Origin of the sequence: Streptomyces sp. MK7, assembly GCF_032658145.1 — a bacterium.
GTDB lineage: Bacteria > Actinomycetota > Actinomycetes > Streptomycetales > Streptomycetaceae > Streptomyces > Streptomyces spiralis.
This window is the reverse complement of the sequence record NZ_JAVACL010000012.1, coordinates 53,030-70,466: the sequence shown is the minus strand read 5'-3', so window position 1 is coordinate 70,466 and position 17,437 is coordinate 53,030. Positions and strand designations below refer to the sequence as shown.

The following is a 17,437-nucleotide window of genomic DNA, read 5'->3' as shown; positions in this document are numbered from 1 at the left end:
CCGGCGTCCCCGGACCGGAACGGTCGCGGGACCTGCCGCACCCGGGGGTGCTGTTGTGACGGCGGCGGCCGGGAGGCCGTCAGCTCCAGGCGCTGTATGGCTCGTCGACCAGCTGGAAGACCGGCTCGCCCCGCACCGGGTCCTTGGCGGTGGACAGCCGCACCCGGTCGCCGCCGTGGATGCCGATCAGCGGCCCCATGACCCGGCCCCGAACGACGAAGCCCTCGCCCATCTCTATGAGCGACACATTGCGGGCGGCCGGGGTGTTGCGGTGCACCACCGTGGAGTGGCGGACCGTGCCCGTGCCCGCGCTGCGCTCGGTGCGCAGCTCGCTGCCGCGGCACACCGGGCACAGCACCCGGTGGAACATCGCCGTCCCGCACCAGGTGCAGCGCTGGAAGTACAGGGCGTCCTGATCGCGGGCGCCGGGCTCGAGGAGGCCGGTCGCGGAGCCCGCCGTGGAGCCGGCATCCGCATGAGCGGCGCTGCCTGAGTAGTGGTACACGCTGGTCAACTCCCTGCGCTCGGCCGGAATCCGGTGTGCCCGGACCACCCGTGCACACCCGTGCGCGGTACCCGTGCCACCGTGCACGGCCAACAGAGTATGGCACTCAGTGCCAGACGTAAAGGTACTCCGTACCAAAATCTGAGTCGATCGCGGTACGGAGTACCGCCAGTCGAGGGGGAGAGGGGAGCCCGCTCCGGGAACCATGGCACTCAGTGCAGTGGGCGAAGGCGGCCGAGGGTCGGGCGAGCGCTCCGACCTGCCCGCAGTAACCTTTCCTCGCCTTCCTTCCACCGGATACACCACCACCCCAGGAGCCCCCAGCATGCCGTCCGCACGCCCCCGCCTCCTGTACGTCACCGACCTGGCGTATCCGGCGCGCGGCCGCCGCTACTGCGACGAGGACATACGGCTGACCGCACGCCTCCGCGAGGAGTTCGACCTGGCCCTGTGCCACCCGCGGGACGCGGCGGCCCTGATGGACGCCTTCGACGCCGTCGTCGTCCGCAACAGCGGACCCGTCCTGGAGTACCGGGAGGCCTACGACGACTTCCGGACACGGGCCCTGGCCGGCGGAACACGGGTCTACAACCCGCTCACGGGCCGGGGCGACATGGCCGGCAAGCAGTACCTCCTCGACCTGACCGCCGCCGGGTACCCGGTCATCCCCACCGTCGACCGTCCCGAGGACCTGCGTCTGCTGCCCGTCGCGGACCGGTATGTGGTCAAACCGAAACTGGGCGCCGACTCCATAGGGCTGCGCATCGTCACCGCCGACCGGCTGCCCGGCCTGGTCGACGGCACCGTCCTCGCCCAGCCGCACATCGACTTCGCCCACGAGATCTCCTTCTACTTCGTCGACCACGACTTCCAGTACGCCCTGTACGCCCCGGACCCCGGGCGGCGCTGGGAGCTGCGGCCGTACGAACCGACCAGGGACGACCTGGAGTTCGCCCGGCGCTTCGTCGAGTGGAACGCCCTCGACCACGGCATCCAGCGCGTGGACGCCTGCCGTGCCCCGGACGGGGAACTGCTGCTGGTCGAGCTGGAGGACCTCAACCCGTATCTGTCGCTGGACGCACTCGACGACACGGGCCAGGGCGCCTTCGTGGCCGCGATGACGCGTTCCCTGCACGGCTTTCTCGCCGCCACGCAGGAGGCGTAGCGAACGGGCGGGCGCGGCCGTGATGTGCTGAGCTGGTGCCGTCGGAGGGGCACGGAGACCGGCGCGCGGCGGACGGAGGGCTACGGCATGACGGGCGTGGACGCGTTCCTGGGGCGGCTCGACCCCGAGATGTACGTGGTGACGGCCGCGGCGGGCGGGGAGCGGGCGGGCTGCCTGGTCGGGTTCGCCTCGCAGTGCTCCATCGATCCGCTGCGCTTCGTGGTGTGGCTGTCCAAGGCGAACCGCACCTTCCGGGTGGCCGGGAGGGCGGACCGGCTCGCCGTGCATCTGCTGGCCCGGGATCAGTACGCCCTCGCCGAGCTCTTCGGGGGCAGCACCGGCGACGACGCCGTGGACAAGTTCGCTCATGTGCCGTGCACCCGGCGGCCGGGCGGGGCGGTCGTGCTCGACGACGCGCCGGCCTGGTTCGTCGGCCGGATCGTCCTGCGCACCGACGGCGGGGACCATGTGGGTTTTGTGCTGGAGCCGGTGGAGTCAGGGGGGCGGACCGGGCGCGACGAACAAGACGAACAAGACGAACCAGGTGAACGGGGCGAACAAGGTGAACACGGCGAACCGGACGAACGGGGCGGACGGCGTGGCCCGTTGCTGCGTCTGACGGACGCGGCCGCCATCGCGCCGGGCCACCCGGTGGGCTGACCCGGCCACCGGGCGGATCGGGAAAGCCCGGCCGGGCTACACCGGTTCCGCCGGGACCCGGATGTCCAGGACGCAGACGTCGTCCCGCCGCTCGCCCTTGAGCATCGCGGCCAGCAGCGGGCCGAGGGAGCCGGGTGCGTCCGTGCGATGGGCCGTGGCGGCTTCGGCGAGGCGTTGCAGACCCTGGTGGATGCTCTCGCCGGGCCGCTCGACCAGGCCGTCGGTGTAGATCAGCAGCCGGTCGCCCGGCTCCAGCCGGCACTCGGCCTGCTCGAAGTGCGGAGTCTCGGCCGCTCCCAGCAGCACCCCGCGCGGGCGTTCGAGGTAGCGGGCCTCGCCCCGGCGCAGCAGCAGCGGCGGCGGATGGCCGGCCTGCGCCCACAGGAGCCGGTGCTCGTCCGGCTGGTACCGCGCCAGCACCATGGTCGCCGTGCCGTGGGAGTCGCGGGAGTGCAGCAGCAGCGTGTTCAGCCGGGCGAGCGCCCCGGTCAGCGAGGAGCCCGTGAAGATCATGCCCTTGGCGGTGAACCGCAGCTGGGCCATGGTGGCCACCGCGTCGATGCCGTGCCCGGCGACGTCCCCGACCACGAACAGCGCGTCCCCGCCGGGGAGCTCGATGGCGCTGAACCAGTCGCCGCCGACGTGGATCCCGGACTCGGCGGGCAGATAGGCGAGGTCCACCCGCAGCCCGGCCAGGCGCACGGGCCGGCGCGGCAGCGGCAGCAGCGCGTGCTGGAGCCGGCCGGCCAGCATCCGCTCGGCCTGGAGGATCCCGTGCTGCGCCAGCATCGCCCGCTCGCTCTCCACCAGGGCCAGCTCCGCGCTGCGCTGCGCGGTGAGGTCCTGCATGAAGCCATGGACCTCGGCCGGTGTGCCCTGGGCGTCCGCCACGGCCTCGGCGACGGCCCGCAGGTGCCGCACACCGGCCGGCGTACTGATCCGGAACGGCACGTCGAACGGCTTGCCCTCGCCGAGGAGCTCCCGCACGGCCCGGGCGAGCGCGGGCTCGTCCTCCGGCAGAGCCAGCTTCGGCAGCTCCTCCAGCCGCACCGGGCCGTGGACGGGGTCGCGCTCGCACAGCGTGTAGACCTGGGACGACCAGACGGCCTCGCGGGTGACCAGGTTCCAGGTGGCCCAGCCCAGACGGCCGAGGCGCTGGAGGTCCGCCAGGCGCTGCTCCTGCCGGTCGGAGGAGTCCTGGCGCAGCCAGGTGACCAGCAGCCCGTCGCCCACGCGGGTGGCCCGCACCGAGTACGTGGACAGCTCCTGGGCGCCGGCCACGAACTCCTGCTGCGCGTACGGCTCGCTCTCGTAGGGCTCACCGGTGCCGAGGACGCCCAGCCAGCCCTGCCACAGCGGTTCCTCGGCGACGGCCGGCCAGCACTCCAGGATCCGCAGCCCGGTGAGCTCGCGTCCGCCGCGCCCGGTCACGTCGACGGTCTGCGGGGTGGCGGCGTCGATGCGGTAGTCCTCGACGTCGCCCGAGGCCGAACGCAACGGGGTGAGCAGCAGGGCGGCGCCGGGCAGCGCCTCGAACAGGGCGCGGACGGCGTCCGGGGCGCCCTCGGAGAGCTGTTCGGGGCGGGCGTCGAAGGAGCGCAGCCGGCCCGCGCACAGCCGGGCGGCACCGCGCAGCAGTTCCCGGGCGTTCGGGGTGAACGGCCCGTCCTGGGAGCGGAGTACACCTATGGCCACGTGGGCCGGGCTCCCACCCACCACCGGCAGCCAGGCACGCGACCGCCACCGTTCGGCGGGGTCGCCGATCAGCAGGTGCCGCTCGTTGTCCTCCGCCTCCTCTGCGGAGTTCTCCAGCCAGCGCGGCTCACCGGTGTCGAGCGCGTCCAGCGCGGGGACCCCGCTGAGCGGCGGCACGTGCCGCCACTGGTCCGCCAGGGTGTCGTCGACGCCGGCGTGGCCGATCAGCTCCAGTCCTCCGGCCGGCAGCCGCCGGTAGAGGATCACCGCGTCCGCCCCGGCCGGTTCGGCGAGATGCTCCCGCAGGCAGTGGGCGAGGTCGTGCGGGGTGCCGGCGCGGACCAGGGCCCGGCCGAGCACCGCGAGGACGGCGGAGTCGCCGCCCGGTGCGCCCGCCGCGGGTGCGGCGGCGCCGGGGGACGGGGCCGGGCCCCGTATGCTGCCGAGGTCGGGGCCGGCCGGGGCCGCGGAGGTGGTCGGCGCGGCGTCCGGGGCCGTCGCGCCGCCGGTGTGGGTGAGCGGAGGCACCAGTGTGCCGAGCGTGATCCAGCACTCCTCCACCAGCGTGCGGCCCGCGGTCTTGGCACGCTGGAGCAGCTCCTCGTGCGCGGCCTCCGGGGAGCAGCCGGTCAGCGCCATCAGCGCCCCCTTGGCCCGCTCGACCACGGCGGAGGTCGTCGCTCGCTCTTGCAGTCGGTCCATCTCGGCCCGCTGCCTGGCCACCATCCTCGCCAGCGCCGCCGTGTCGGGTGCGGGGCCGGAGTCCGCGGAGAAGCCGGAATCGCTGGTCACGGGACGAGCATTGCACATCGGAACCGGTCTGATCACAGGATTGTCGGTCCGTATTCGTGCGAGAAGACGGTGAGGAGGGGTTCTCAGCGGCCGCCGCCGCGCCCCACGAGCGCCTCCGACACCGCCCGGACACTGCGGGCGATGTGCTGGAGTTGCAGCAGTTCCGCCGCGTACAGCTTGATCGTGTGCTCGATGACCGACTCCGGCATGCCGAGCCGGGGCAGGTCGGCGCGGGCGGTCTGCAGGGCGGTGCGGGCCACCCGGATCTCCTGCTGGACCTGGATCTGCGCGTGCCGGGCGAGCAGGACGGGGTGCCGCACCAGTGCGGGGTAGCTGCCGTAGCGCGCGGGCACCAGTTCGCGCAGCCACCTGGTCGCCGAACGCTCCCAGTCGTAGCTTCCGGGGGCCTTGACCTGGCAGGGCCAGTCCGGGCTGGTGCGCGTGGTCGTCACAGGCATGATCATCGCTTCCGGGTGTGCGGCGTCGTGGAGGGTGGTCCGACGAGGGCGAGGCGGCCCCGGCCTAGGGGATGACCGGGGCCGCCGCGGGCGCACGCGCAGGCGGTGCCCGACCGGACGCCCCGTGGAACGCGCCCGGAGTGGGCCGGCCGCGATCCGTGAGCAGTATTTATATATGCCATCCTCTTTGCAAGACGTATGAAAACATTCATGCCTGCTTTGAACGGCATGCTCCTCATACGTTCCGACCGGTTCCGCGAACGATCAGTCCGCAGCGAGGGAGAGGGGGGAGGACGGAGGACGGCCGGTCCGTATGACGGAAAACGGACGGAGACGGACAGAGGACGGACAGAGGACGGACGGAGGGCGGACGCGGTCATTCCTTGAGGAAGAACTGGTGCTGGTCCGCGAGCTGCTCGTACTCCTCCAGCCGGGCCTGCGTCCGCTCGGGATCCGCGTCGGTCATGGCCTGGAGCAGGGCCGCGCACATCACACCGGGCCCGGCGTAGGAGTCGAAGACCAGGCGGGAGCCGGTGCCGGTGGCGAAGGTGACGTCGGCCTCGTCGGCCACCGGGCCGAGCGCCAGGTCGGTGATCAGTGCCACCCTCAACCCGGCGCTGCGGGCGACCCGGACGGCGGTGAGGGTCTCGTGCGCGTGCCGGGGCATGGAGAAGGCCAGCACCCAGGTGCCGCCGGCCTCACGGGCCTGGAGCAGCGCGTCGTAGGCGACGCTCCCGCCGTGGGTGACCAGCCGTACGTCGGGGTGGATGCGCCGTGCGGCGTAGGCGAAGTACTCGGCGAGCGAGACGGAGATGCGCAGCCCGAGCACGGTCAGCGGGGTGGACCGCGACAGCTCGCGGCCGACGCTGATCACACGGTCGGGGTCGGCGAGGTCCCGGCGCAGGTTCTCGAGGTTCTCGATCTCGGCGTCGATCGCGGCCTGGAGCTCGTTGCCCCGGTCCTCCTCCGCCGCGCCCGGACCGCCCGCGAGTGTCCGGAGCGCGATGGACTGGAGCTTCTCGCGCAGCGCGGGGTAACCGCTGAAGCCGACCGCGCCGGCGAACCGCGTCACGGAGGGCTGGCTGACGCCGACCCGGTCCGCGAGCTCGGTGATCGACAGGAAGGCCGCCTCGGCGATGTTCTCGATCAGGTACTGGGCGATGCGGCGCTGCCCGGGAGACAGGTGAGGGCCGTCGAACAGCTCTCTGAGCTGGGACGCCGGGGCCGCCTCCGCCTCCGGCACCGTCTTGCCCGCGGTGATCGCGGACGCCTGTGCCCGGGCCTGCTGCGGCGATGGCGCCTGGGCGCCTTCATTGTCTCCCACAGAGGTTCAACATAGCTCACTCACCGTCATGACCAGGGCTCACCGCCGGTAGAGCGTGATCGAGTGACCGACCTCGCCGACCGGGCGGGCGGACCGGATCAGCGCGGCCAGCCGCCCCTTCGCCTTGGCGGCCGCCGAGTCCGACACCACCAGCAGACCGTGCACCCGCTCCGGGGGCGCCCCGCGCGGATCGGCCGCGTGGATGCCGTAGAAGGCGGGCACCCCGCTGCCCTTGTAGACGAGCCAGACCCGTTCCCGCGGGTACCGGGCGCGCAGCCGGTCGGCGAGCCGGCCCAGGTCCTGGCCCCAGTCCACGTTGGAGTCGTGCAGCCGCAGATGGGTCTTCGCCGGCCCGCCGAACGCCTCGTTGGAGTACGGCAGGTAGTACGGGAACGTCCGCAGCGAGCTGACCGCGACGAACACCACCAGCGCCGCCACCACGGCGAGTCGCCGCCGCGCGCGGCGGACGGTCGGCGCTCCGGCCGCGACGGGGACCGCACCGGCCGGGACGGGGACCGCGCCGGCCGCGACCGTGACCGTAACGGCCGCGGCGACGGCCAGGAACATGGGCAGGAACAGCGCGTACCGGGTGCCGAAGTCGCGCGAGGAGTGCATGGCCCCGGCCAGCAGCACCGCGGGCGGGGCCAGGACGTACGGCGCCGCGCGCCGCAGCCGTCGCACGGCCGTCAGGGCCGCGGTTCCGGCGGCCCACAGGGCCGGCGCGCCGAGCGGCGTCTTCACCAGCAGCGCGACCGGCAGGTAGTACCAGCGCGCCCCGGTGTACACATGCCCGAACAGGAACCCCTGCCAGGGACGGGCCTCCAGCCCGAACTGGATCCGCATCCCGTCGCGGTACGCCCCGGGCAGCGGCAGCAGATCGACCAGCGCCCCGCGCAGTCCGTGCACGGCGGGCACCGTGTGCGGGGAGGGCGGGCGCAGGTGCGGGTCGACGGCCAGATACGAGATCCACACGACGGCGACCGCGGCCGCCCCGGCGGTGGCGGCCCGTCCGGCACCGGCGGCCAGGACCCGGGCGGTCCCGGCCCGGGTGCCGCCGTCGGCGGCGGAACGGCGGCCTCCCGGCCAGGCCGTCAGGACCGCGAGCGCCAGCAGCACCGGCACGGCGGGGAGCGCGTTCATCTTGGTCGCCACGGCCGCGCCGAGCGCCGCCCCGGCCAGGGGGACGTACGGCCGGGGCCGCCGCCGTGCCCGCCACATCAGCCACGCCGAGAGGAGTATGAAGCCGGCCGCGGGCACGTCCAGCGTGGCCAGCGAGCCGTGCGCGATGAGATCGGGCGAGAACGCGTACAGGGCGAGGGCCACGAGCGCGCCCGCGGTGCCGGCGAGCTCCCGGGCGAACGCGAACACCGCCAGCCCGAACAGCAGGGCCGCGACGATCACCGGCGACCGGGCCCACAGCATCAGCCGCCACGGGTCGTTGCCCGACTCGTACAGCAGATGCCGCCCGAGCCGCCCCTGGTCGCCCGTGAACGAGGCGTCGAAGTGCGGGCGGGCGGCGGCGACCCCCGCGGCGATCAGCAGTTTGCCGAGCGGCGGGTGTTCGGGGTTGTACGCCAGGCTGTGCTCGTGGAGGTAGACGGCCGCCGTACCGACGTAGACGGGCTCGTCGATGGTGGGGGTCTGCTCGGCCGCCGCCGTGACCATCGCGACGGCCATCTGCGCCAGCAGCAGGACCGCGGCGAGCGGCACCAGCCACCGCCGGTGCCGTCGCAGCCCGGCGTACACGCGCGCCGCCCCGGCGCTCCAGGCCGCGCCCGGCGGCCCGGCGGACGTCTCACCGGCGGACGCCCGAGGGGACCCGTCGCCGAGGGGCCCTGGGGTCAGGGCCGGGTGCTGTTCGCCCACCGTCATCCGCCGCGTCACCACTCCAGGCTCGTACCGGCAGACCCTCTGCCGCACCCACCGGTACGGGCGCCGGCGGGCGGGAGTTCACCCGGCCGCTCGGGCGCGGGCGCCGGCGTCCGCGTCCGCGTCCGCGCCCGCGTCCGAACCGGGTGCCGGCGCGGCAGGCCCGCCCCGCACCAGCGCCTCCGGCACGACCAGGTCCGCCCGGTCGCGGGTCGCCGCCACCAGGTCCGCGTTGCGCTGGTCGGTGCCCAGGACCCAGGCGACCGCCCGCTCGTGGTCCTTCCCGAATTCCTCGTGCCGGGCGACCAGCCGGCGGATCCGCTCCGGCTCGTCGAGCTCGCAGAACCACACCTCGTCCAGCTGCGGCCGTACGCGAGCCCAGGCACCGGTGTCCAGCAGCAGGTAGTTGCCCTCCGTCACGACCAGCCGGACGGACGGCGGCACCGGGATCGCGCCCGCGAGCGGCTGCTCCAGGACGCGCTCGAAGCCGGGCGCGTACACCGTCTCGCCGCCGTCCGGCGCCGCACCCCGGTACTCCTCCCGCAGCCGGCGCAGCAGTGCCGCATACCCGGCCGCGTCGAAGGTGTCCGGCGCGCCCTTGCGGTTCCGGCGGCCGAGCCGGTCCAGTTCGGCGTCGGCGAGGTGGAAGCCGTCCATGGGGACATGAGCGACCCAGGGCTCACGCGCGCCGTTCAGCGCCCGCACCAGTCGCTCCGCGAGGGTGGACTTGCCCGCGCCGGGGCTGCCCGCGATGCCGAGGATCGCGCGGTGGCCCTCGCGGGCCAGGGACCGGGCCCGGATGAGGAGATCGTCGAAGGTCGAGGTCGGCGGCACAGGCCACAGTGTGTCACCCGGTCACCCGGTTGGCCCTCCATGCCGTCGCACCGAGGGCGCCTGATGGTCCGATAGTTGTCGGAAGGCATGCGAAAGGCATGTCGGAAAGTACGTCCCGTGTGGCGCGTGACACCCTCTCGGGCCCGCGATATGGGGAAGGGTCCCTGTATGACAGAGCTCGGTCTGCCCCAGACAATCCTGGCCTGCCTCTTCGACCTCGACGGGGTCGTGACGAAGACGGCCGTGGTGCACGCGGCCGCCTGGAAGGAGACGTTCGACGCGTTCCTGCGCGAGCGGGAGGGCGCGGACTTCCGGCCGTTCGACGCCGTCGCCGACTACGACGAGTACGTCGACGGCCGCCCCCGCGCCGACGGGGTGCGCACCTTCCTCGCCTCCCGGGGCATCGAACTGCCCGAGGGCAGCCCGGACGACCCGCCCGGCGCGCAGACGGTCAACGGAGTCGGCAACCGGAAGAACGAACTCGTCCTGCGGAAGATCCGCACCGAAGGCGTGGAGGCCTACGACGGCACCCTGCGCTACATCGAGGCGGTCCGGTCCGCGGGCCTGAAGACGGCGATCGTCTCCTCCAGCGCCAACACCCTGGACGTGCTGCGCTCCATCGACGCCGAACGCCTCTTCGACGTCCGGGTCGACGGCGTGGTCGCCCGCGAGCGGAAACTGCCCGGCAAGCCCCGCCCGGACACCTTCCTCGCCGCCGCCCAGGACCTGGGGGTCGAGGCGAAGCAGGCCACCGTCTTCGAGGACGCCCTGGCCGGCATGGACGCCGGCCGCTCCGGCCACTTCGGGTACGTCGTCGGCGTCGACCGCGTCGGCCAGAGCGACGCGCTGTACGCGCACGGCGCCGACGTGGTCGTCAAGGACCTCGCCGAGCTCCTCACCGGCAAGAAGGGAGGTGCCGCATGATCACCCACGGTGCGTACGCGGTGGAGCCGTGGACGGTGCGCGAGACGGAACTCAGCCTGGACGTGCTGGCCCAGAGCGAGTCGGTCTTCGCGCTGTCCAACGGCCACGTCGGCTGGCGCGGCAACCTCGACGAGGGCGAACCGCACGGCCTGCCCGGCTCCTACCTCAACGGTGTCTACGAGGCCCACCCGCTGCCGTACGCCGAGGCCGGCTACGGCTACCCGGAGTCGGGCCAGACGGTCATCAACATCACCAACGGCAAGATCCTGCGGCTGCTCGTCGACGACGAGCCGTTCGACCTGCGCTACGGCCGGCTCGTCTCCCACGAGCGCGTGCTCGACCTGCGCCGCGGGGTGATGGAGCGGACCTGCGAGTGGTGCTCGCCGGCCGGCACCCGGATCCGGGTGCGCTCCACCCGGCTGGTCTCCCTCACCCAGCGGTCGCTCGGCGCGGTGTCCTACGAGGTGGAGGCGGTCGACTGCCACACGCGGGTGGTCATCCAGTCCGAACTCGTCGCCAACGAGCAGCTGCCGCAGACCAAGGGCGACCCGCGGGCGGCGATCGCCCTTCAGGCGCCGCTGGAGCCGGAGGAGGACTTCGCCTGCGACAACCGGCTGCGTCTGGTGCACCGCACCCGCGTCAGCGGACTGCGCGTGGCCGTGGCCGCCGACCACGTCGTCTCCGGCCCGGAGCGCACCACGACCAGCAGGGAGAGCCACCCGGACCTGGCCCGGCTGACGGTCGCCGCGGTCCTGGAGCCGGGGGAGAAGCTGCGCGTGGACAAGCTCGTCGCCCACGGCTGGTCCGGCGCCCGCTCCCTGCCGGCGATGAGCGACCAGGTCGACGCCGCCCTGGCGGCCGCCGCGCACGACGGCTGGGACGGCCTGGCCGCGGAACAGCGGGCGTACCTCGACGACTTCTGGGCGTGCGCGGACGTCGAGGTGGAGGGCGACGAGGAGATCCAGCAGGCGGTGCGCTTCGGCCTGTTCCATGTGCTGCAGGCCGGGGCCCGTGCCGAGGAGCGGGCGATCCCGGCCAAGGGGCTCACCGGATCGGGCTACGACGGGCACGCCTTCTGGGACACGGAGATGTTCGTGCTGCCCGTGCTGACGTACACCGCGCCCGGCGCCGTGGCCGAGGCGCTGCGCTGGCGGCAGAACACGCTGCCCGCCGCCCGGGAGCGCGCCGCCCAACTGGGGCTGCGCGGCGCGGCGTTCCCCTGGCGGACCATCGGGGGCGAGGAGGGGTCGGCGTACTGGCCCGCAGGCACGGCCGCCTTCCATGTGAACGCCGACATCGCGCACGCCGTGGTGCGCTACGTCTCCGCCACCGGCGACGAGGACTTCGAGCGTGACACGGGGCTGGAGCTGCTGGTGGAGACCGCCCGGCTGTGGCGCTCGCTCGGCCACCACGACCACCGCGGCACCTTCCACATCGACGGCGTCACCGGCCCTGACGAGTACAGCGCGATCGCGGACGACAACCTGTACACCAACCTGATGGCCCGCGCGAACCTGCTCGCCGCCGCCGACGTTGTCGAGCGCTGCCCGAAGGAGGCGCAGCGGCTCGGCGCCGACGACGAGGAGAGCGCCTCCTGGCGGGACGCCGCCGAGAGCATGAACATCCCCTACAACCCCGAACTGCGGGTGCACGAGCAGCACGCGGGCTTCACCCGCCTCCAGCGCTGGGACTTCGAGGGCACCCGCGCCGACCAGTATCCGCTGCTGCTGCACTTCCCCTACTTCGACATCTACCGCAAGCAGGTGATCAAGCAGGCGGACCTGGTGCTGGCGCTGTACACCTGTGCCACCGAGTTCGACGAGGAGCACATCGCCCGGAACTTCGCCTACTACGAGCAGCTGACCGTACGGGACTCCTCGCTGTCGGCGTGCATCCAGGCCGTCATCGCCGCGCAGGCGGGCTATCTGCGCCTCGCCCACGACTACACGGTCGAGGCGGCCCTGATGGACCTGGAGGACCTGGAGCACAACACCCGCGACGGGCTGCACATCGCGTCGCTGGCCGGTACCTGGCTGGCGCTGGTGACGGGGTTCGGCGGCGCCCGCCGGGCCGGCGAGACGCTGGAGTTCTCGCCCCGGCTGCCGGAGAAGTTCGGCCGCCTGTCCTTCGTCATGCTCTTCCGCGGCCGCCGGCTGCGCCTGGAGTTCACCCAGGAGACCGCCACGTACACGCTGCTGTCAGGACCGGCACTGACGGTCCGCCACCACGGCGAGGCCCTCCGCCTCCAGCCGGACACCCCCGCATCCCGCCCGGTCCCCCCGCCCAAGCACCTCCCGTCCCCGGAACAGCCCCCGCACCGACGCCCCAACGTCCGCTGAGGACGTGGACCGTCAGCGGACCGTCATGCGGGCCCCCTGGTGAGCAGCTCGCGCAGGGCCCGCTCCTCCTCGGGGCTCAGTCCGGTCACGAACTGCCGCAGGGCGGCGATCGGATCGGGGCCCCGGTCCAGGGCCTCGTGCATGGCCTGGGCGGTCAACTCCGCGGCGTTTTTCGCGGGCCGGTAGGCGCCCCGCCGCCCGTCGACCTCGCGCAGCACCAAACCCTTGTCGTAGAGCCGCTTGAGGATGGTGTGCACGGTGTTGTAGGCCAGATCGCCGCCGATCTCCAGCTGGATCTCGGCCGGCGTCAGCGGCCGCTCCGTCGACCACAGCGTCGCGAGGACCTCACTCTCCAGCTCACCCGAGCTGCGCCGTTCCGTCCTGCCATGAGGCCCTCTACCAGCCATGCCCTCAACCTTACAGCGCGTAGTGATGTCAGCCGTCCGGCGGTGTCCCGCCCGGCGGGGCGCCCCGGCGCGGGTTAGGTTGTCCTTGATTTCGCTGTTTGATCCGTTTTCTTTCCTTACTTGATTGGTTTTTGCTTTTTGTAGATTCGTACGATGCCCACCGAGTTCGCGGACATTTACGCGACGCTTTCCCGACGATTCCCCGACGTCTTACCCGGCTCCTGCACCGATCCCGCAGACTGGGGAGCCAGAACCCTACAACGCGTAGGGGTGAGGGGTGGAGATGGCCGACAGCACGCACGCCTTACTCACCGGGACCCGGAGAGCCGGACCGGCGCCCGGCCTCGGCCGCGTCCTGCCCTCCCGCCGCGACGTGCCCCTCGCGGCCGTGGCCGCCGCCTTCACCCTGGCCCAGCTCCTCCTCGTCCGCCCCGGCATGGGCCTGGGCTGGGACGAGACCGTCTACGTCAGCCAGGTCAGCCCGCACGCCCCGGCGGCCTTCTTCAGCGCCCCGCGCGCCCGCGGCGTCCCGCTGCTGGTGGCCCCGGTCGCCTCCTGGTCGTCGTCCACCGCCCTGCTGCGCGTCTACCTCGCCGTCCTGTCCGGCCTCGCCCTGTACCTGGCCCTGCGGGTGTGGCGGCATCTGTTCCCCGCCGGGGTCCTGGCCCTGGCCGGCGCCCTGTTCGCCTCCCTGTGGGTGACACTGTTCTACGGTCCCCAGGCCATGCCCAACTACTGGGTCGGCATCGGCGCCCTGGCCTGCGCGGGCTGCTTCGTGCGCGTCCACGCGGACCGGCACGACCGCGCGGCGCTGTGGGGCCTTCTCGGCGGCTCCGCCCTCATGGCGTGGATGCGGCCGATGGACGCCGTCTGGGCGGTGCTCCCGCTGCTCGCCCTCGCCCTGCTCCGGCGCCGCTGGAGACCGCTCGCCGCCCTGCTCGCCGGACTCGTCGCCGGCTCCGCCGAGTGGGTGGTCGAGGCCTACGTCAGCTACGGGGGCCTGCTGCAACGGCTCTCCGACGGCTCCGCCATACAAGGCGGCCTCGGCTGGCACGTCGCCGTGGCCGACCAGCTGCGCAGCCTGGGCGGGCGCACCCTGTGCCGCCCCTGCACGGGCGGGCTGCCGAACCCGCTGGTCACGGCCTGGTGGTACGTGCTGCCGCTGCTCGCCCTGCTGGGCCTCGCCCTGGCCCGGCGGGCCCGGCGCACCCCGCCCACACTCATCGCGCTGGCCTGCGGCGCCTCGGCCGCCTTCCCCTACCTGTTCATGATCGGGTATGCGGCACCGCGCTTCCTGCTGCCCGCCTACGCCCTGCTCGCGATCCCGGTCGCCGACGCCCTGGTCCACCTCGTGCGCGCCCCGGGCGGCACCTGGCGGCCGGTGGCACTGAGCCTGGTCGGCCTCGGACTGGCGCTCCACCTGGGGGTCCAGTACGCCGTCCTCGCGCACACCGTCGACCGGACCACCGCCGACCGCCGGGAGTGGGACCGTGTCGCCGCCGCGCTGCACCGCCTCGGCGTACGCCCACCCTGCCTGCTCACCGGAGAGGAGGCCATCCCGATCGCCTTCTACACCGGCTGCGACTCCGCCGCGACCGACGGGCACAACGCCAACTCCACCCGGGCGATCATCGAGGAGACCGCCCGGCGGATCCCGGTCGCCACGCTCGTCACCGCGAACGCCTCCCCACCCGCCTACGCCCGCACATGGCCCTTCCAGCAGATGGGCGACCTGCGCCTGTACGTCGCGCCGACGGCGCAGAAGGGTGGCGCCGTATGACCTCCCCGCCCCTCACCGCCACGGCCGGCCTGCGGGGCCGCGCCTGGTGGCACACCGGGGCCACGCTCGCCGTGCTGCTGTGCGCCGCCTACCTCGGCCGGCGCCACTGGCCCGTGCTCGAGACCGGCGCCGGCCGGCTCGCCACCGCCGACCAGAGGTGGCTGCTGGTGGCCGCGACGGCCGCCGTCGCCACCTGGGCGTGCTCGGCCCTCGCCCAGCAGGGCGCGGTGGCCGAGCCGCTGTCCGCCGGCCGGCTCGTCGCCGCGCAGTTCGCCGCCTCCGCCGCCAACCACGTCCTGCCCGCCGGCCTCGGGGCCGGGGCGGTCAACCTGCGCTTTCTGATGCGCTGCGGGCTGTCCGCCGGCCGCTCGGCGAGCGCGCTGGCGGTCAAGGCCGCCGCCGGTGTCCTCGCCCGCGCCGCCCTGATCGCCGTCCTGGCCGCCGCCTGCCCCGGCGTCCTGCGGATCCCGCGCGTCCCGGGCACCGCCGTGGCCGCCGTGCTCGCCGCAGCGGTGCTGGTGACCGTGCTGGTGCGCGGGCCGCTGCGGTCCCGGTGCGGGCCCGCGGTGGCGTCGGTGCTGACCGACATCCGGGCCGTGCACTCCCGGCCGCACCGGGCCGCCGCCCTGTGGGGCGGCTCGCTCGCCTTCGCCTCGGCGCACTCGCTGGTGCTGGTCGCCGTCACCCAGGCCGTCGGACTCCCGCTGTCCCCGGCCCGGGCCGCCCTGCTCTACCTCGCCGCGAGCAGCGCCGCCGCCCTGCTGCCCACCCCCGGCGGCCTCGGCTCCCTGGACGCCGCGCTCGCCTTCGCGCTGACCGCCGGCGGCGCCCCTGCCACCACGGCCACCTCCGCCGTCCTCGGCTACCGCCTCCTGACGGTATGGCTGCCCCTCGTCCCCGGCCTCCTGGTCCTGACGGCCCTGATCCGCCGCAGGGCGGTGTGAGGGGGCGCTGGAGCCAGAGGCAGGACCGGGTCCTTCACGTCACCCGGAGTCCGGTCGTCCCGGGTCGCCGGGAGGTTCTCGGGGCGTGGGCCGCTCCGGAGGGCCACCGGACGGCGTTCTCCTGTCGGCCCTGAGGCGCGCGGGCAGCCACCGGGCGGCAGCGCACAGCCACATCCCGAGCCAGCCCGCGGCGAAGAGCCAGCCGCCGAGCACGTCGGTGAACCAGTGCACCCCGAGATAGACGCGGGTCAGCCCCACCAGTACGCCCCAGCAGCCGGCGACGAGGCAGAGCGCCGTACGGCCGCGCGGGGCGCGCACGAGGAGCGCGAGGATCAGCAGCCCGGCGGTCAGCGCCGAGGTGGTGGTGTGCCCCGAGGGGAACGCCCAGCCCGAGGCGTGAGCCTCCCAGTCCTGCCGCGGCGGCCGCGGGCGGGCCACCAGTTCCATCACGCCGTACCGCACGGCCTGCCCGAGGGCCAGACAGGCGACGCCCAGGGCCGCCGTGACCGTACGCTGCCGTGCCGTGCGGCCGACGGCGATCCCGGCCAGCACGACCAGGACGTACGGCACGACACCCGTCCCGGTGGCGGTCAGCCCGCGCGCCGCCGCCACCGCCACCTCCGGGCGGTGGCCCACGGACCAGGACAGCAGGTCCTGGTCCACCGACAGCGGGCTGCCACGACCGCCGACGACCAAGCCGACCACGGCGAACGCCGCCCACGCGCCGATCCCGAGGCTGCCCGCCAGCTCCGCGGTGTCCGTCGGCCGTACGGGCCGTATGTATCGCATCTGCCCTGTGTGCCGCGTCATGACAGCGGCGGCCGACCGGGCCGGCCGAGGTTCATCCGCGCGCCTCCTTCGCCTTCGCGGCGCGGCGGGAGCGCAGGACCTCGGCGACGAGCGGGAGCAGCGACACGAGGACGATCAGCGCGATCACGGGCAGCAGATATCTGTCGATGTCGGGGACCGACGAGCCGAGCGCGTACCCCGCCAGGGTGAGGCCGGCGCTCCAGACGAGACCGCCCGCCACCTGCCACACCGTGAACGTCCGCACCGGCACCCCCAGGGCGCCGGCCATCGGATTGAGCACCGTACGCACCACCGGGACGAAGCGCGCCAGCACGATCGCCTTCGCGAAGCCGTACCGCTCCAGGAGCTCCTCGGCACGTCGCGCCCCCTCGTGCAGCCTGGGGGAGCGGGTGCGGGCGAGCAGCGCGCCGCCCGCCTTGCGGCCCAGCAGATAACCGCACTGCGAACCGGCGAGCGCCCCCACCACGGCGGCGAGCAGCAGCGGGGCCAGGGACAGCTTCACGCCCCGGTCGGCCGTGCCCGTGCACAGCAGGCCCGCGGTGAACAGCAGCGAGTCGCCGGGCAGGAAGAAGCCGATCAGCAGCCCGGTCTCGGCGAACATCACCACGCCGACGCCGAGCACGCCGAAGGCGGCCAGCAGCGACCGCGCGTCCAGCACGTTCACCGCGAGCTGCGACGACAGGTACGAGGCAGCGATCATCGTCGCGGGCCCTTTCCGTCGGGTCGGCGGACGCGCACGATCGCGCCCAGGAGTGACTACACATCTGTAGACCGTCTACTGAACTGTAGACGAAAACCACTCCGGCGGTGTTCCCGTGCTCGCCCCCTCGGTTGAACGCGGGCGCGGACGGGTGAATCCGCCGCCGGGAGAGATGATGTGTCACCGGGGGATTGGTCCGGCCGCGGCGGGAAACGCGAATCAGGGCACTCC

15 protein-coding genes are annotated in these 17,437 nt (G+C 73.7%); 6 read left to right on the top strand and 9 right to left on the bottom strand.

Translation table 11 applies throughout. The features are described from left to right. Positions 1–79 precede the first annotated feature (79 nt). On the bottom strand, positions 80–505 hold the full coding sequence (locus R2S09_RS16160; RefSeq protein WP_306191208.1) for a Zn-ribbon domain-containing OB-fold protein: 426 nt from the start codon (positions 503–505) through the stop codon (positions 80–82). Positions 506–830: 325 nt separating this feature from the next. Between R2S09_RS16160 and R2S09_RS16155 the strand changes: the two genes are divergently transcribed. Both R2S09_RS16155 and R2S09_RS16150 read left to right on the top strand, forming a co-directional pair. Then, positions 831–1,670 (top strand): hypothetical protein, encoded by an 840-nt coding sequence (locus R2S09_RS16155; protein ID WP_306191207.1) that lies wholly within the window; start codon positions 831–833, stop codon positions 1,668–1,670. Between the two features lie 87 nt (positions 1,671–1,757). After that, positions 1,758–2,330 (top strand): flavin reductase family protein, encoded by a 573-nt coding sequence (locus R2S09_RS16150; protein WP_316741680.1) that lies wholly within the window; start codon positions 1,758–1,760, stop codon positions 2,328–2,330. Positions 2,331–2,366: 36 nt separating this feature from the next. Here R2S09_RS16150 and R2S09_RS16145 read toward each other — a convergent pair whose 3' ends face one another. From R2S09_RS16145 to R2S09_RS16125, 5 genes are all read right to left on the bottom strand, one after another. After that, positions 2,367–4,835: a SpoIIE family protein phosphatase gene (locus R2S09_RS16145; RefSeq protein WP_399143956.1), complete on the bottom strand. Its 2,469-nt coding sequence runs from the start codon at positions 4,833–4,835 to the stop codon at positions 2,367–2,369. Between the two features lie 65 nt (positions 4,836–4,900). Beyond that, positions 4,901–5,281 carry a hypothetical protein gene (locus tag R2S09_RS16140; RefSeq protein WP_306191205.1) on the bottom strand — a complete coding sequence of 127 codons (381 nt, stop codon included), beginning with the start codon at positions 5,279–5,281 and terminating at the stop codon, positions 4,901–4,903. 370 nt (positions 5,282–5,651) lie between these two features. Continuing rightward, on the bottom strand, positions 5,652–6,599 hold the full coding sequence (locus tag R2S09_RS16135; RefSeq protein WP_306191204.1) for a MurR/RpiR family transcriptional regulator: 948 nt from the start codon (positions 6,597–6,599) through the stop codon (positions 5,652–5,654). A 39-nt stretch (positions 6,600–6,638) separates the two neighbouring features. Beyond that, entirely contained in the window at positions 6,639–8,264 is a 1,626-nt protein-coding gene (locus R2S09_RS16130) for a glycosyltransferase family 39 protein (RefSeq protein WP_399143972.1), read from the bottom strand. Between the two features lie 285 nt (positions 8,265–8,549). Beyond that, on the bottom strand, positions 8,550–9,302 hold the full coding sequence (locus R2S09_RS16125) for a nucleoside/nucleotide kinase family protein (protein ID WP_316741679.1): 753 nt from the start codon (positions 9,300–9,302) through the stop codon (positions 8,550–8,552). A 168-nt stretch (positions 9,303–9,470) separates the two neighbouring features. Between R2S09_RS16125 and R2S09_RS16120 the strand changes: the two genes are divergently transcribed. Further along, complete coding sequence (locus R2S09_RS16120; protein ID WP_316741678.1) at positions 9,471–10,226, top strand: beta-phosphoglucomutase family hydrolase; 756 nt, start codon at positions 9,471–9,473, stop codon at positions 10,224–10,226. Next, a complete protein-coding gene (locus R2S09_RS16115; protein WP_316741676.1) occupies positions 10,223–12,565 on the top strand; it encodes a glycosyl hydrolase family 65 protein in 2,343 nt (780 codons plus the stop codon). The genes R2S09_RS16120 and R2S09_RS16115 overlap by 4 nt, the downstream gene beginning before the upstream one ends. Before the next feature lie 23 nt (positions 12,566–12,588). Here the strand turns inward: R2S09_RS16115 and R2S09_RS16110 are convergent, their stop codons facing one another. Further along, on the bottom strand, positions 12,589–12,972 hold the full coding sequence (locus R2S09_RS16110; protein ID WP_030172663.1) for a BlaI/MecI/CopY family transcriptional regulator: 384 nt from the start codon (positions 12,970–12,972) through the stop codon (positions 12,589–12,591). A gap of 283 nt (positions 12,973–13,255) precedes the next feature. Here R2S09_RS16110 and R2S09_RS16105 point away from each other — a divergent pair, with 283 nt between their 5' ends. Both R2S09_RS16105 and R2S09_RS16100 read left to right on the top strand, forming a co-directional pair. Beyond that, a complete protein-coding gene (locus tag R2S09_RS16105) occupies positions 13,256–14,752 on the top strand; it encodes a hypothetical protein (RefSeq protein ID WP_316741674.1) in 1,497 nt (498 codons plus the stop codon). Then, positions 14,749–15,696: a lysylphosphatidylglycerol synthase domain-containing protein gene (locus tag R2S09_RS16100; protein ID WP_316741673.1), complete on the top strand. Its 948-nt coding sequence runs from the start codon at positions 14,749–14,751 to the stop codon at positions 15,694–15,696. Before R2S09_RS16105 ends, R2S09_RS16100 begins: the two co-directional genes overlap by 4 nt. Before the next feature lie 39 nt (positions 15,697–15,735). Here the strand turns inward: R2S09_RS16100 and R2S09_RS16095 are convergent, their stop codons facing one another. Both R2S09_RS16095 and R2S09_RS16090 read right to left on the bottom strand, forming a co-directional pair. Further along, positions 15,736–16,485: a phosphatase PAP2 family protein gene (locus R2S09_RS16095; RefSeq protein WP_316741671.1), complete on the bottom strand. Its 750-nt coding sequence runs from the start codon at positions 16,483–16,485 to the stop codon at positions 15,736–15,738. A 52-nt stretch (positions 16,486–16,537) separates the two neighbouring features. Further along, positions 16,538–17,206 (bottom strand): DedA family protein, encoded by a 669-nt coding sequence (locus R2S09_RS16090; protein ID WP_306191196.1) that lies wholly within the window; start codon positions 17,204–17,206, stop codon positions 16,538–16,540. Between the last annotated feature and the right edge of the window lie 231 nt (positions 17,207–17,437).

Bases quoted from the DNA above. Each gene is read 5' to 3' on its own strand.
- R2S09_RS16100 (WP_316741673.1), top strand. From the start codon at position 14,749: ATGACCTCCCCGCCCCTCACCGCCACGGCCGGCCTGCGGGGCCGCGCC.
- R2S09_RS16150 (WP_316741680.1), top strand. From the start codon at position 1,758: ATGACGGGCGTGGACGCGTTCCTGGGGCGGCTCGACCCCGAGATGTAC.
- R2S09_RS16090 (WP_306191196.1), bottom strand. From the start codon at position 17,206: ATGATCGCTGCCTCGTACCTGTCGTCGCAGCTCGCGGTGAACGTGCTG.
- R2S09_RS16105 (WP_316741674.1), top strand. From the start codon at position 13,256: ATGGCCGACAGCACGCACGCCTTACTCACCGGGACCCGGAGAGCCGGA.
- R2S09_RS16095 (WP_316741671.1), bottom strand. From the start codon at position 16,485: ATGCGATACATACGGCCCGTACGGCCGACGGACACCGCGGAGCTGGCG.
- R2S09_RS16140 (WP_306191205.1), bottom strand. From the start codon at position 5,281: ATGATCATGCCTGTGACGACCACGCGCACCAGCCCGGACTGGCCCTGC.
- R2S09_RS16130 (WP_399143972.1), bottom strand. From the start codon at position 8,264: ATGGTCACGGCGGCGGCCGAGCAGACCCCCACCATCGACGAGCCCGTC.
- R2S09_RS16155 (WP_306191207.1), top strand. From the start codon at position 831: ATGCCGTCCGCACGCCCCCGCCTCCTGTACGTCACCGACCTGGCGTAT.
- R2S09_RS16145 (WP_399143956.1), bottom strand. From the start codon at position 4,835: ATGTGCAATGCTCGTCCCGTGACCAGCGATTCCGGCTTCTCCGCGGAC.
- R2S09_RS16110 (WP_030172663.1), bottom strand. From the start codon at position 12,972: ATGGCTGGTAGAGGGCCTCATGGCAGGACGGAACGGCGCAGCTCGGGT.
- R2S09_RS16115 (WP_316741676.1), top strand. From the start codon at position 10,223: ATGATCACCCACGGTGCGTACGCGGTGGAGCCGTGGACGGTGCGCGAG.
- R2S09_RS16120 (WP_316741678.1), top strand. From the start codon at position 9,471: ATGACAGAGCTCGGTCTGCCCCAGACAATCCTGGCCTGCCTCTTCGAC.